Annotated in this window: 8 protein-coding genes and 2 pseudogenes; 2 read left to right on the top strand and 8 right to left on the bottom strand. The window is 36.7% G+C overall.

The window, feature by feature from the left end:
- Nucleotides 1-395 precede the first annotated feature (395 nt).
- From ACEWB7_RS00535 to ACEWB7_RS00500, 8 genes and pseudogenes are all read right to left on the bottom strand, one after another.
- Entirely contained in the window at nucleotides 396-5,444 is a 5,049-nt protein-coding gene (locus ACEWB7_RS00535) for a tyrosine-type recombinase/integrase (RefSeq protein WP_159124517.1), read from the bottom strand.
- Complete coding sequence (locus ACEWB7_RS00530; RefSeq protein WP_034706010.1) at nucleotides 5,441-6,112, bottom strand: hypothetical protein; 672 nt, start codon at nucleotides 6,110-6,112, stop codon at nucleotides 5,441-5,443. The genes ACEWB7_RS00535 and ACEWB7_RS00530 overlap by 4 nt, the downstream gene beginning before the upstream one ends.
- A gap of 149 nt (nucleotides 6,113-6,261) precedes the next feature.
- Nucleotides 6,262-6,357 (bottom strand): annotated as a pseudogene (locus ACEWB7_RS00525) (IS5/IS1182 family transposase); the annotation flags it as partial.
- Nucleotides 6,358-6,522: 165 nt separating this feature from the next.
- Nucleotides 6,523-9,189, bottom strand: coding sequence for an excinuclease ABC subunit UvrA (locus ACEWB7_RS00520; protein WP_159124516.1), 2,667 nt, complete (start codon nucleotides 9,187-9,189; stop codon nucleotides 6,523-6,525).
- A gap of 42 nt (nucleotides 9,190-9,231) precedes the next feature.
- Nucleotides 9,232-10,454 (bottom strand): annotated as a pseudogene (locus ACEWB7_RS00515) (IS256 family transposase).
- A gap of 93 nt (nucleotides 10,455-10,547) precedes the next feature.
- Nucleotides 10,548-11,525, bottom strand: a complete 978-nt coding sequence (locus tag ACEWB7_RS00510) for an MDR family oxidoreductase (RefSeq protein ID WP_004647831.1) — start codon at nucleotides 11,523-11,525, stop codon at nucleotides 10,548-10,550.
- Between the two features lie 82 nt (nucleotides 11,526-11,607).
- Nucleotides 11,608-12,252 (bottom strand): TetR/AcrR family transcriptional regulator, encoded by a 645-nt coding sequence (locus ACEWB7_RS00505; protein WP_004779976.1) that lies wholly within the window; start codon nucleotides 12,250-12,252, stop codon nucleotides 11,608-11,610.
- Nucleotides 12,253-12,593: 341 nt separating this feature from the next.
- The gene (locus ACEWB7_RS00500; protein WP_004779974.1) at nucleotides 12,594-13,493 is read right to left on the bottom strand and encodes a LysR family transcriptional regulator; all 900 of its coding nucleotides are present in this window, start codon (nucleotides 13,491-13,493) and stop codon (nucleotides 12,594-12,596) included.
- Between the two features lie 101 nt (nucleotides 13,494-13,594).
- Here ACEWB7_RS00500 and ACEWB7_RS00495 point away from each other — a divergent pair, with 101 nt between their 5' ends.
- Nucleotides 13,595-14,038 (top strand): CidA/LrgA family protein, encoded by a 444-nt coding sequence (locus ACEWB7_RS00495; protein WP_034706843.1) that lies wholly within the window; start codon nucleotides 13,595-13,597, stop codon nucleotides 14,036-14,038.
- A 2-nt stretch (nucleotides 14,039-14,040) separates the two neighbouring features.
- Nucleotides 14,041-14,724 (top strand): LrgB family protein, encoded by a 684-nt coding sequence (locus ACEWB7_RS00490; protein WP_411580327.1) that lies wholly within the window; start codon nucleotides 14,041-14,043, stop codon nucleotides 14,722-14,724.
- The last annotated feature ends 196 nt before the right edge of the window (nucleotides 14,725-14,920 follow it).

Below are 14,920 nucleotides of genomic sequence, written 5' to 3'. Positions count from 1 at the left end.
TATAAATAAATAACGTATGGATCAAATTGAAAGCGAAGAAAAAAATCAAATTTGCAGATTTTTAGCGCTTTTAATCACTTATTAAGCTTAGGCTATTTCCCCTAAGGAATCATGTTATATAGCTTCCAGCAGCAGACAAAACACAATAGATAATGCGATGTTTTTTGATTCTGTTGATCCATAAAAAATACTTAAGTCTCTATTATTAAGCTATGAATGAGCAGCAAGAAATTTTCCTAGTCAGGTAAATGATATTCATGTACGCGTAGCTATCTCGAACGAATTCACAGAATTTGGCAGCACTTACATCCAAGTTGTCACTTGAAATTAGCTCAATTAAGGTAGCGCTGTCTTTCAAACCTTTGTGTAACAAAGCTTGCGTAAGTCATATATACTTAGATTCTGATATGATCTCCAATCGCTAAATATCGTACACTCAACCACGCAAGTACCCATCGCACGGCGCTTAATGACGCTTGTTGAGACATAATTCTAAAATAATCATATTTATTATGTTTCATCACTATCGGAAAAAACTGATGTTCTGTAAGGATTGAAAGCATAGGTTCATCCTCTGCCGTAAAATGCATCAATACTTTTGTTACATTACTTTCATACAACCATTTTTTTATTAACCAATTATAAGTTTCTGATTGGTTTTGTTCTAAATAATCAAATCGCTCTAAAATCTCTTGTGCAGAATTAAAATCTACAGCACTGAGTAATTCAGGCAAACGTGCTAACTTTCCTTGTGTCGATAATGGATGTCTTCCTATATTTGAACCACGTTTACCTGACGGAATGTTTGCCATCATAATTAAAGCTTTCTTCCAGGACTCAATATCTAATCGTGGCTGCCCCTGCCCAGAAATAAGATACCGCTCAATATCTTCAAACTTTTGAAATAATTCGTGTTTAATTACTTTTCCAGTCGAATTCCCTCTTTTTTGAGCATAGATGACCCACCTCTGACTTTGTCTTTTTTTGAGTACATATTTTTCGATGGTGTCTCTCAACTCATATTTTAGATTACCATTCTGTTGATGAATCGCTTGGAAATGCCTGAATAAATTACTCCGACTCATGACTCGCTTAAAAAATGCAGTATGTAAATTGGGTTGCTGTTGTTGCATGCTATAGGCATAAGTAGCCAGAAATAAGATATGAACATAATGCTTTAATGTTGTCGATTCATGTAAATGTCCAAGCACTCGACTAATCGCCTTAATCCCTTGCCCAACCTGTCCTTCATTGCCTACTAGCGTATTAAATTGCTCATTCGATGGAATCCAATTTTGTAGCCATGGCAATTCTATCGTGAGCGCTTTAAAATCCACCACTGTTTGCAAACACTTTAAAGTATATGTACTTGCAAACGTATGTCTTAAATGATGTAAGCTGAGATCAACATCTCCAGTGACTTTCTTTAATATTTGAGATATTTGAGCAAAAAAAGGCCTATGCTCACTATTCTCATCAGACATTAATATCGAATATTTTTTATTCTTATAAATATCATTTAATCCATTTTGAATCGTCTGACTTAATAAATTCATCGGAACAACACGTTCTGATCCAAGTGTTTTTAACTGATGCTCACCATAAGGACGAATTCGGAGCATATCCTCATCAATATCTAAGGGCCGTAAATGAAGTGTCTCTGAACGGCGTACACCCATCGCTGCAGATAAACGAAAATGACGCTGAATCTCTAGACGTAAAGCAGCATCATTCACCCCAGATTCTACAGATTGTAATATTTGAACGATCTGCTGCACTTCATTTTTTGAAAAAACTTTAGCACTTGCTTGATGCGCTGTACGCTTGTGTAACTTTATACGATTATCATTTAACTGAATTAAAAAATCTCTAAAGCGATTCCACGCAGCGAGATGCTTGCGGTGTGGAAAATGCTCTTGCGTCAACTCCATCCATTTTTGAAATACATCTTCATCAATCTGGCTATCTTTTGTTAAATCTTCTGAAAACCCCAATATACCTGCACTGACGATGGCCAAATGTAGATGAATCATATTTCGATTCTGTAGACTTAACTCTTCTGCATCACAGCGTAAAATCAGCCATCGCACAAAGCACGTTAATAAATTGACTGAGTAGTGATTCGTTTTATTATTGGCAAGCTGTTTAAGCCAAATGCTTGATCTAGATTCACCTTTTAGTTGCTGAATCATCGCTAAAATATCAGACAAATGTAGTTGCTCATCGTCTATTTCTATTTCACTTTCTGGCTCAGTGCTATCTAAATTTGTGGTTAATTTTTCATATTCGAATAAGCGTAATAATTCATTTATTGAAAGATCTTCAGTCAGGACTTGGCCTGATATATAACCTGCAATCAACGGAGTGCTATTTAACATCACATTTTGCTGTAAAGCTTTCAACCATTGAGCTAACGATAGAGTTGACTTAACCCCTATTTGTTTTAAATATGTATTAAAACACTTTTGCCAAGCCGTTCTTTGTTGATTTCTTGGCTGTGCTAAAATCTCTTTTAATCGGGGCTGTAGATACTGTCGGTCTACTAAAATTAACGTCGAGACATAAGGACTTAACATTACTGTACGGCGTATCTTTGTCACAGATCTATCATTATTCACTGTCAGTTCAACGAGCCGACTATTCCCCATAGCGACTATATGTTGATCAGAAGCAATAAACTCCAACATCGCTTGTAAATGGCTCACTCTGCACAGTTGTGAATACATGGAGAGTACAACCAGCAAACGTCCTATTTCAACATCACAATTTTGATGTTCAGGTAAATGTTCTAAATCCTTCTGAATATGATCAAGTAAGTTTTGTTCAATATAACCCCATGTACTAAAACTATTTTCAGATGTCAGCCATGTACGATTAGCTTTTTGAGGAAGTTGAACGAATAAAGGAATTTTCGTTTTATCGCGAATATAAGCACAATATGCCTTGATCGCTTCTGGCAAATCAATGTTTGTATTTTTAGCTAAATGTGAAGCTAATACATGTCCAAGCTCTAAAGCTACTTGTGGCTCAGGATTTTCCCCAAAAATCAACGGACAATAGGACTTATACTCTGAGTTTTTCAGCCATTCTTTTACATCATTTTCTGAATATTGTATTCTCGGCTTCGTCTCTACTTGAGCTGTTTTAGTCTCTTGGGTTAAAACAAATGTTGGAATATGCTTGATTTTAAAAAAATCAAAACCTTCAAGACATTCGAAACCTAATTGTTTTTGCAGGTTTTCTTGTACATCAAGCCACTGTTGTTTAAAAACTGATACAGGAAATACAGATAACATATCCCATGGATGACGCCCCCGTATCCAGTGCCCAAGTCCAGCATCCTTGAACCGTCCAGGTAACTGATTATGATCAGAGCGAACCAACTTCCGTGCCCAATTTCTAACTAAACCTTCAATCTGATGAGGATCACAAAGTTGCACAGCATAAGATGATAAATCAACACGTGGTTCAACTTGCTCCCCTAGCATTCCCATCAAACCACGTAAACCTTGAATCTGTTTGATCAATGCTTGCGTCAATGGCACATAACGATCGGTTGATTCATCTTGATGATGTTTATCTTGAATCAATGCCCAGCCTTGCTGACTGATCCACTTTGGAAAGGGCTGCTTAATTCCTCGTCCTGCAGTTGCAAGATTCATCCATAATGCTGTATACAATGTTAAGTTATCAAAGAGCGTCTGCCAATCTTTCTGTTCGGCAGCATGATTTATGCTCTTTTTTATTCGTGTAATTTCATTTTGTATTTCAATAATCTTTATTCCAATTGGGCTACCCACCCGCTTATTGGAAGAGTATTTATATTCAGGAATATTAATTTTTATCGTGCTTAAACAAGCAGCCCAGAGTTGCTCAAGTTGCCTCTGTTCAAAAGAGGCATAATGAATCAAGTTATCATAATTTCGACCTGATGCATTCGTCACTGCTTTAACGACAGCTAAATCACCTTGGCTATGATCATATAACAACCGTGGAAGAATATCTCGAATGCTTTTGAGGCTGATTTCTAGCTCTTGAGGTAAACGGTTAATCAGTTCACTCACGTCACGTTCAACTGCCATATGACGTCTTGTAATCCCAAGATTTTTGACTTGACTCACCAAATCATTGAGTTCACTTGGTAAAACCAAATGTAATTCATTGGTCCATGGCACATGAAATTTAGAATGTTCTGGTTTTTTTTTGAGTGTCGGTGTCCCTGCAAACACACTTAATACATATGCAGATAAAGTATGATCATACTGAATAGCAATATTATTCTGATCTGCATTTCGACTAAAACGAGGCGCTGTTAATTCAGTAACCGAACGTCCTGTGAGTAAACTCAATATTAAAGCTAATTTTGCGCGTAAGATTAAGCTGGCATCAGTATGAGATGGTTGACAGAGCCTAAATACTTCTTGAATTGAATTTAAGGACAATCGCGATTTGGTCCAAACTAAACCAACATTTGCAGCTTCAATATGTTGAGAAGTAGACTTAGATGCATAAAGCCCTCGAATTAAATCGGATTGTTCTGCCAAAAAAAATCTAAACAAGGGCTCCAATGGTGTTTCATCTTCTTCAATCTCATCATGCTCAAATACATCAGAGACTAGACCACGATGAATTTCATCTACATCCTCTAAAGGTTGGATAGCAATACTTAATGAACCATATCGTTGCAGGATCAATTTTTTGTGCTTTAACCCTATACAGTGTACAAACTCTGGACGTTTCTTCTTATTTTTTAGAGGATTGTTTTCCCAAATTTGGGATAAAAATAGCTTTAATGGATAAAAAACTTCTTTAAATCGTTTATCTTCAGAACGATCGGACATTGAACGAATCCATTGTTCCGGTCCGTTTTGAGTGATTAAGTCTTTGACTCGTTCTAAAATATCCTCATGACTTGGATCACCCAACAGCCTAATCGCTAAAAAGGCGTTATACACACGAGATCCTTTTTGACCTTTCAGCTTTATGCTTCCATCACCCTTTAAATAACTACTATAAAGCCCTAGGGTATGTACTTTTTTTTGAAAGTGAAAGATTTGGTCTAAAAACCACCTTATTACCGTATTAAAACTCTCATTATTTTGACTTATTCCTGCTTGAATCAATAGCAAGTCACAAATACCACTGTCTCCAGTGTAGGGGCGTAATGGCGTAAGTATATTATTTCTATCTGTTGTTTCTGAGAAAAAATGTGAATATTCCTCAGAATCCTGTAATCTACTAATGATCTTTAACGTATTAAGCTCATCACGAAATTCTGATAATTCATCATCCCCAATCAATGTGAAGATTCGCTGACAAATGACAACAATGCCAGCTAAGCTATAGTGTGCACGCAACAAAAATAATGCTTGGATCAGTTGTTCTTTTTCTATATTTTCATTCTGATTAATACATTCTAGGAGCTGTACCAAATACTCATTCATGAACTACTCCGAATACGATAGACCCATGCCTTCTTCCAGTCTGTTAAAGCTAAAGCAACTTCTGCAGTTGGTGCCGCACAAACAATTTGCTGCTGATGTTTTTGATAAAGTTCCTCCAATTGAGGTAAAAATACAAAAAAGTCAGCTAAATGAAAATATGGTTGCACAGACTTGTCCAGCTCTTTCACTTTAATTCTTTCTAATGGCAAAAGCTTCTGGGCGATATAACCAGCTAAAACATTTTCGATTAAAAAATTACCACTCACCACCGGTGATGCCCAATTAACCAATTCTTGAACAAAGGAAATCGGCAGCTTTTTCAAAAAATGCTGTGTATTTAAAAATAAAATCATTTCTTCTGGATCTAAACTCTTTAGTCGAAGTTGGCCTGCAACCACCATCTTGTCCTGTGCTTTATCCACTTTACCCCAGTGCCTTCTTTTCACACTATCCTTTAGAGTTTTTACCTTACATACATCCCTATCGACAGCAAGCAGTAACTTACGATATATCGCGAGCAGTAGTAAGGCTTGATTTTTAATTTTTTTTGAAGACTCACTGCTCATTTCCTCATTGAGTAACATCATTTTCAAAACTAAAACTGGGCATGGTTTTTCAAACCTACCTTCAGATATTGTTAATGCATCAATGAGCAATGGTGTCATCATTTTTTTCTGCACAGGCAAATTATTTTTAGCGTTACAATAATAGAATAACACAGTCCCAAAATTAACAAAATTAATTCAAATAAATTTTATATTTAATAAAAAAGTATTTGATTTATATGATTTATTTACTAACTTTATTTTTATACTAAATCAAACCAAATGGCAATATTTCCGCGACTCATGAGTGCTCGGTTATATGCGGGCCATTTGGTTGTGCGGTAGATTTTGTGTGTAGGCTTCTTCATTTGAAAATTATATCGCTGAAAAAGCCGTTACAGATAGGTTTGTGCAACAAAGCCCTTAGTTGAAAAAACTTTTAGATTTCATGCTCACACACCACCTAAAACGAAAAATATCTAATTGATTTTACAGGCTTTTAATTTAAGGTTTTATTCTACCCACTCGCAATATCAAAGTTTAGTATCACGACTCACTAACTCATTAACTAAATATGGAGCAGTACGGCTATCTTGATTTTCTGTTATTTGTTTTGGTGTTCCTGCCACAACAATATTCCCACCAGCATTTCCAGCACCTGGTCCCACATCAATCACCCAATCTGCTTGTGCAACGGCACGCATATCATGCTCAATCATAACCACGGTATTACCCGCATCGACTAATCGCTGCAATTGAACTAACAATCGATCTACATCTGATGGATGCAAACCTGTAGTTGGCTCATCAAGTATATACAGTGTATTTCCACGCTGATTGCGTTGCAGCTCGGTCGCCAATTTAATACGTTGCGCTTCTCCACCAGATAGTTCAGTCGCTGGTTGCCCTAAACGTAAATAACCAAGGCCAATTTCCTTTAATAATTGTAGTGAACGAGCAATCGAGACCTCTCCATCAAAAAAATCACGTGCTTCATTGACGGTCATTCCTAATACTTCAGCAATATTACGTCCATTCCAGCGAATTTTCAGAGTGTCATCATTATATCGAGCACCATGACATGTCGGACAAGGGGCATATACACTTGGCATAAACAATAATTCTACACTGACAAAGCCTTCACCTTCACAAGTTTCACATCGCCCTTTAGCCACATTAAACGAAAAACGTCCAGCATCATAATGAGCTTGGCGAGCTTCAGGAGTCCCAGCAAATAACTTTCTAACATGATCAAATAAACCCGTATAAGTTGCCAGATTAGAACGTGGAGTACGGCCAATTGGTTTTTGATCAACCTGTACCAGACGCTGTATAGCCTCCACATCACCAGCCAGAGAACCCTGTGTAACCTCGGTAACCAACATTCCTTCATTTAAAGGATTATTTTCATTATTGTTTTCAGTTTCAGATTCATTGCCTAAATATGAAAGTACTAACTCGGGTAAAGCTTGAGAAACGAGACTAGATTTACCTGAACCTGAAATACCTGTAACTGCTGTAAGTACACCAAGAGGTATACGAGCATCAATATTATGCAGGTTATGTCGGTAAATATTGTTAAGTTCAAGCCAACCAGAGGGTGTACGTCCATAACTTTGAGTAACTGGGATTTTATTAAATAAATAACTTGCAGTACGTGAAGCTGAAATCTCACTTAAACCCTGAGGTACTCCACTATATAAAATATTACCACCTTGCTCTCCTGCATCTGGTCCAACATCCACTAACCATTGAGCACGACGCATGAGCTCTAAATCATGCTCTACAACAAATACGGAGTTTCCAGCGTCTCTTAATTTATCGAGAGAATCATATAATGACTGACTATCTGAAGGATGTAATCCAGCAGACGGTTCATCCAGTACATAAACTACACCAAATAGCATAGAACTTAATTGTGTTGCTAAACGCAAACGTTGTAACTCTCCCGCTGAAAGAGTCGGTGTGGCTCTATCTAATGTTAGATAACCAAGACCTAACTGGCGTAATTGATTTAAACGCCCCACCACACCATTTGCTAAACGCTGGGCAGCAATTTTCTTTTCATCTGAAAGTGCTGACGTACGTCTTACATCTGGAGATACAGAATGCACTGCTCTACCTGTTGTTGCTCGTTCAGATCTATCAAGTTGGGTTACTTTATTATTAGTCTTTTCTCCAGCATCATGAGCGTCGAAATTGCCAAGAACAATGGGCTCAAGCAGGCAAGTTAACTTATCCAAAGAAAGTTGCATAAACTCACCAATATCTACTCCAGCAAAGGTAATAGATAAGGCTTCTGGTTTAAGGCGTTTACCATGACAGGAAGGGCATATTTTTCCTTCCATAAAACGTGAAACACGTTTTTTCATCAACGTACTTTGGGTATTAGCAAAAGTATGAAGGACATAGCGACGAGCACCAGTGAAAGTGCCCATATAGCTGGGTTCTAGTTTACGTTTAAGTGCAGATTGAGTCTCAGCGGGGCTTAAACCAGCATAGACAGGAACTGTTGGGGTTTCTTCAGTAAATAAAATCCAGTCTCTATCCGATTGCGGTAAATCTTTCCATGGTCGATCAACATCATACCCTAGGGTTACTAGGATATCGCGTAAGTTTTGCCCGTGCCAAGCAGGTGGCCATGATGCGATAGCTCTCTCACGAATACTGAGTGTTGGGTCAGGAACCATTGTCGATTCTGTAACTTCATAAATGTGACCTAAACCATGACAGGTAGGACAAGCACCTTGAGGAGTGTTCGGTGAAAAGTCCTCGGCATATAACATTGGCTGATCGGCAGGATATGCACCAGCACGCGAATAAATCATTCGCACGAGATTTGATAAAGTTGTTACACTTCCAACAGAAGAACGGGTATTACTTGCACCACGTTGTTGTTGCAATGCTACTGCTGGTGGTAGACCATCAATAGCATCAACATCTGGTACTCCGGCCTGATCTATTAAGCGTCTTGCATAAGGTGCAACAGATTCGAAATATCTTCTTTGTGCTTCAGCAAAAATAGTTCCAAAAGCAAGTGATGATTTTCCTGAACCCGATACACCTGAGAAAACAACAAGTGCATTTCTTGGGATAGAAACATCTACATCCTTAAGGTTATGCTCACGTGCACCTCGAACTTCAATACAATTATTAGATAAAGTAATGTTATTGTGTTCACCAAAAGAATGTATTTTCATGTTTCTACGAGCCTGTAAATTATTTTGTGTAAGTCTCATTTTTTATAAATGATCTTTTAATCGATCATCGAACTGAATCGTAAACCAATTCATTGCTAAACGCCAATTTTGAATTGGCATGGTCCATTTTTTAGCAGCATTTGAAGTTGCTAAATAAATGACCTTTTTCACTGAATCATCAGAAGAGAAGATCTTTCTCTTTTTAGTTGAATGGCGGATCACGCTATTCAATGATTCAATTGCATTTGTTGTATAAATCGCATGATGTATTTCAGCCGGATAGCTAAAGATCGTTCGGATATTTTCCCAATTTGCCCGCTAGGATTCTCCAATTTTTGGATACTGGTGATTCCATTGATCGCAGAAGATATCTTGGGACTTTAAAGCATTTTCCTCTGTACTTGCCTGATAGATCGCCTTCAATCCTGCTGTTACAACTTTGTAGTCCTTCCAGCTCACAAATCTCAGGCTATTGCGTACAACATGTACGATACACAGCTGGATATCAGTATGAGGGTAGACAGAAGCTATCGCATCAGGAAAGCCTTTTAGTCCTGAGAAGCGCTGCTTCGCAAGGCAGGCTACAAGAATATCTTGCACTCCTCGATTTTTAAGCTCTGTCATGACTGATAGCCAGAATTTGGAACCTTCTGTTTGAGCAAGCCACATGCCAAGAAGTTCTTTTTGGCCATCCAGGTTAATGCCTAATGCTAAATAAACTGATTTATTGATTACTGTTGAATGCTGACGAACCTTAACAACAATGCAATCTAAATAGACAATAGGATAAAGACTATCGAGTGTTCTATTTTGCCATTCTGTCACTTGTTCAATGACAGCATCCGTCACCTTACTAATAAGAGAGGCAGATACATCGGCATCGTACATTTCTTTAAAAAAGCAACAATTTCTCTATTTTTCATTCCTTTCGCATATAACGAAAGAATTTGATCATCCATGCTAGTAATGCGTGTTTGATGCTTCTTAATAATTTGTGGTTCAAAAGAGCCATCACGATCACGAGGGATATCTAAAGCAAGCTGCCCATCTTGTGTTAGAACTGTTTTGGAGCTAAAACCATTACGTGCATTAGATCCTTTCTTAGGTTGATGCTTTTCATAGCCTAAATGTTCAGAAAGCTCAGTATTCAGAGCGGTTTCGATCATGAACTTTTTAAATATGGCTGTCATTTGGTTTAAATCTTCAGGAGTTTTTAAACCTTTAGCTAATTCAGCTGCCATACTTTTGATTGTAGCTTCATCCATGTGAAGTAACTCTTTTTATTATCCTCAGTAGGATAAATGAAAATTAAGTACTTACACAAAATTTAGAACAGTCCCACAAGTCATTTTGTTGAACTATATCTGTACAACAACTCTACCTCGAATTTTTCCATCTAAAATTTCATTTGAAATATTTAAAGCATCTGTCAACTGAATTTCAGTCGTTACTGTTTCTAATTTTGTCTGATCTAATTCTGTAGCCAAACGTTCCCATGCTTCTTTTCTTAATTCGATTGGTGCCATCACGCTATCAATTCCATATAAGGTAATCCCTCTTAGAATAAATGGAGCAACTGTTGCTGGAAAATCCATTCCGCCTGCCAAACCACACGCAGCAACTGCACCACGATATTTTGTACTAGCACATGCATTGGCTAAAGTATGGCTTCCAACAGTATCAATTACGCCAGCCCAAACTTCTTTGTTTAATGGCTTTCCTGGGGAAGATAATTCAATACGATCAATAATTTCACTCGCACCTAGATAAGTTAAATATTCTGACTCTTGAGGTCGACCAGTTGAAGCTGTAATCTCATAACCAAGATGATTCAAAATAATAATGGCAATACTACCTACTCCACCATTTGCACCTGTCACTAAAATTTTTCCATCACTTGGTTTAATACCATGTTTTTGTAAAGCCATGACACACAACATTGCGGTATAACCTGCTGTACCAATAACCATCGTATCTTTAAAAGAAAAAGCAGAAGGTTTTTGTATGAGCCAATCACCAGAAACAGTGACTTGCTCGGCTAGCCCTCCAAAATACTTTTCACCCACTCCCCAACCATTCAGTAGAACTTCATCTCTTTCTTTCCATGCTGGATGTTTTGATTCAATCACAACACCCGAAAAATCGATGCCTGGGGTCAAAGGAAAACTACGCACCACTGGTGAACGCCCAGTAATGGCTAAAGCATCTTTATAATTGAGTGTTGAATATTTGACTTCGACTCTAACCTCTCCTTCTTGTAAAGGCTTTGATGCAATCTCAGTAATTTGCGATGTGTAACCTGCTTCATCTTTAGTAATTACAATACCTTTGTACATAGAACTTCCTCTCCATTTAATTAGACTGCTTGTCTAGAATTAATTAAAAAATAAATACAGACGTCTGCATTTATTTTTTTAATTAACTTTTTACGTGATTTTGTTGTTTTACAGCTAAAGTAAACAAGCGATAAAATGCATCTAAGGGACTTGTTGATTTGACCAAACGTGCTCTTAGAACTGCACCTTCCCACCCAATCCAAAACTGATAAGCAGCTTCATCGCAATCAGCTAGGCTATATTGTGAATTTGACTGATGTAGGCAATCAGAAACTAATTTCTCCCATACCTTAAAGATACTTTCGATTCGGGCAATGATTTCTTGTGGCAAATACGACACTTCTTGTCCTAAGTTACCTAAAATACAACCTCGTTTAAAATCATATTTTTGCATTTTTTCACCCGCATCTTTTACAAAATTTTGCAGCTTTTCTAGTGGGGAAAGATCAGTTTGACTTAAAAACTTATTCAATCGCTTCACAAAATAAAGTTCATAAGCATCTAAGACTTCTAAAATAAAAGCCTCTTTATTTACAAAATAATGGTAGAAAGACCCTTTAGGAACTTGGACTGATTTCATGAGATCGTCCAAGCTCATAGCATTCATTCCACGTTCGGTCAGTAACTCGATACCTCGGTGGATTAAAACTTCTTTAGTGTCTGCATAGTTACAACCGTGTTTGGTTGGTCGACCACGTGGTCTTTTGGGTGAGGAAGAATAATTCATATAATAAAAATAGACTATGTGACTAGAAATAACAACAATAAGATTATTTGATTGAAAATTTTATCTAAACGTCATCTAGTTCTCTTTTTTCACAGTACTTAGTCATTCATATAAATGCTCTTAAAAATCCTATAAGTTCATGAACTAATTTTTTATAAATTTCTATTATTTTTCTTCAAAATATTGAAATTAATAAATATATTGTAAAAATAATTTATAAACTAGATTTTAGGTAAACATAAGTTAAATGGACCTAAATTCCTTAATGCGATAGAACCGATGAATTAAACAGCCAAAACTGATTGTAACGACAATCAAAAACTGGTTGTAAAAGCATTGAACTAAAAGTGAATTTTCTGTTTATGATCTTTTACAATATTTAGCCATGCTCTAGTTGCAGGACTCATTGCTATAGTCGTATTCCAGGCCATACTTAAAGTCCAATTTAAACCTGGATTTTCCAATACGGCAGTGTTGAATTTTTCCTGATCTAATTGCTGGCAATATATTTGAGGAAGTAATGCGATTCCCATATTTGATTCAACCATTTTTGCAATAAAGTCCCATTGACTGCTTTTACAGACAACTTTAGGTTCAAAACCTACTGTATTTGCTGCTTTAATAATCATACTATTCAAAGTAAAGGTATCAGAAAATAATAGAAAGGATTCTTCTTTTAATTCGATCAAGTTTACAGTTTTCCTATTTCTCCACTGTGAATCTTTTATGGATAGTAAGCACATTGCTGAATCAACAACTGGGATTGACGCAAAAGTCGGTCGAAAATTACCAAGTAAAATACCAACATCAATACGTTTATCTGCAATTGCTTCCTCAATACTATTTGAGCCTACCTCTAAAAAACTAAGCTGTATATCCGGATGTTGCTTATGAAATAAGGCAATAAGTGAACTAAATAAGACAGAACCTAATGGTGGTAAACCTAAAGTCAGTTTACCCTTTTTAAGTAACTTAACTTGCTCAATCGTGTTATATATTTTTTCATGTTCTGACAGTATGTTTAATGCATGCTGATAAATCAGTTCGCCTGTATAAGTCAGTACGACTTCACGTTTTCTTCCTGCTTCACCTTTTTTAAATAGTGCTGTTCCCAACTCTTCTTCTAAGCTTTTAATGATCTTGCTTAAAGTCGGTTGCGTCATAAACAAGCGTACTGCAGCTAAACTAAAACTCTGGCTATTAACAGTTTCAACAAAAATTTTAAGTGATTTTAGATCCATAAATTATTCCAATATAGAATAATATTTATAAAATTATTCATTATTTCACATACGTACAGCATATAAAATTACCTTATCTTCAAAATCAAGCTGTGATATTAATGCCTGTACAAATCGAACATCCGACCCGATTCAAATATATCAGTAAAATCATTTTGCAAATCAGTTTATTACTTGCTTTCTGGTGGATTGGCAGCATACTTCAATCCTTATTTAAACTTCCAGTATCTGGTGCAGTGATCGGGCTTTTTATTGTTTTAACAGGTTTATTGACTGGATTTTTTAAACTTGAATGGATCAAGAGTGGCTCCGATTTTATTTTGGGTGAATTGGTTTTATTCTTTATTCCCTGTTTTGTTGGACTAATTAAATATAAACATCTTTTTTTAACAGAAGGCTGGCAATTAATCTTTGCTGTTATTCTGGGCACCATTTGTGTCATGGTGGTTACAGCATATAGTGTACATCTTGGCTTTCAGTTTGAAAATAAAATCAAGAATAATCGCTCCCAATCTCTGCGTAATATAGATCAGGATGGAAAATAATCATGACTTTAATCGCCATTGTTTGTCTGATTTCAACTTTACTTTTTTATACTGTCGTAAAAAAAATCCATCAAAAATATCCTTATCTCATTTTATCACCAGCGATACTACCCCCTATCCTTCTGATTATTTTAATCTTATCTTTGAATATATCCTATGATACGTATATGCAAGATAACCAATGGATTGTCTGGATGTTAGGCCCTGCAACAGTCGCCTTTGCCATTCCAATTTATGAATACCGTGAAATAATCAAAACACATCTACTTTCTATCAGTATGGGCGTGGTGATAGGGATGCTAGCAGGAATGATCAGTTCATTTTATTTGGCTAAGCTGTTTAATTTTGATCAGTCAACGACCTATAGCTTAATGGCGCGTTCCATTTCTACACCTTTTGCAATGGAGTTGAGCAATCATATAGGTGGCTCTGTCGAACTGGTTATTTTGTTTACCATGATTACTGGTGTTATAGGTATGATCATTGGTGATATTGTGCTAGCCGTCTTACCGTTAAAATCTCATTTTGTCATGGGTGCATCTTTGGGCAACGCAGCACATGGATTTGGAACGACTAAAGCCTATAGTCGTGATAAAGAAGAAGGGGTGATTGCCAGCTTAACAATGGTACTTGCTGGTATTTTTATGGTTTTGGTAGGTCCTTTTCTGGTTCATCTGCTTGTATAGTTTGGTTCTGTCCTATTAAGGAATTTAGCTACATTCAAGATAGTGGTGATTATATGAATGCAAAAATGCGAGCTTATACCTCTCATTTTAGTCTTTAATTCACTTTTTCGCTTCGTCATAAACTATGCTATCAGCTCGTTTTCTAACGGTGTTCAGCAAGATAACTACCTAATCATCTTCGGTGGTGTTTCAATAT

Source organism: Acinetobacter sp. NIOH-H-8 (genome assembly GCF_046635365.1).
Lineage (GTDB): Bacteria > Pseudomonadota > Gammaproteobacteria > Pseudomonadales > Moraxellaceae > Acinetobacter.
Note: the sequence above shows the minus strand (reverse complement) of the source record. Positions and strands in the feature narration are given on the sequence as shown.

Bases quoted from the DNA above. Each gene is read 5' to 3' on its own strand.
- ACEWB7_RS00535 (WP_159124517.1), bottom strand. From the start codon at position 5,444: ATGAATGAGTATTTGGTACAGCTCCTAGAATGTATTAATCAGAATGAA.
- ACEWB7_RS00530 (WP_034706010.1), bottom strand. From the start codon at position 6,112: ATGATGACACCATTGCTCATTGATGCATTAACAATATCTGAAGGTAGG.
- ACEWB7_RS00520 (WP_159124516.1), bottom strand. From the start codon at position 9,189: ATGAAAATACATTCTTTTGGTGAACACAATAACATTACTTTATCTAAT.
- ACEWB7_RS00510 (WP_004647831.1), bottom strand. From the start codon at position 11,525: ATGTACAAAGGTATTGTAATTACTAAAGATGAAGCAGGTTACACATCG.
- ACEWB7_RS00505 (WP_004779976.1), bottom strand. From the start codon at position 12,252: ATGAATTATTCTTCCTCACCCAAAAGACCACGTGGTCGACCAACCAAA.
- ACEWB7_RS00500 (WP_004779974.1), bottom strand. From the start codon at position 13,493: ATGGATCTAAAATCACTTAAAATTTTTGTTGAAACTGTTAATAGCCAG.
- ACEWB7_RS00495 (WP_034706843.1), top strand. From the start codon at position 13,595: ATGCCTGTACAAATCGAACATCCGACCCGATTCAAATATATCAGTAAA.
- ACEWB7_RS00490 (WP_411580327.1), top strand. From the start codon at position 14,041: ATGACTTTAATCGCCATTGTTTGTCTGATTTCAACTTTACTTTTTTAT.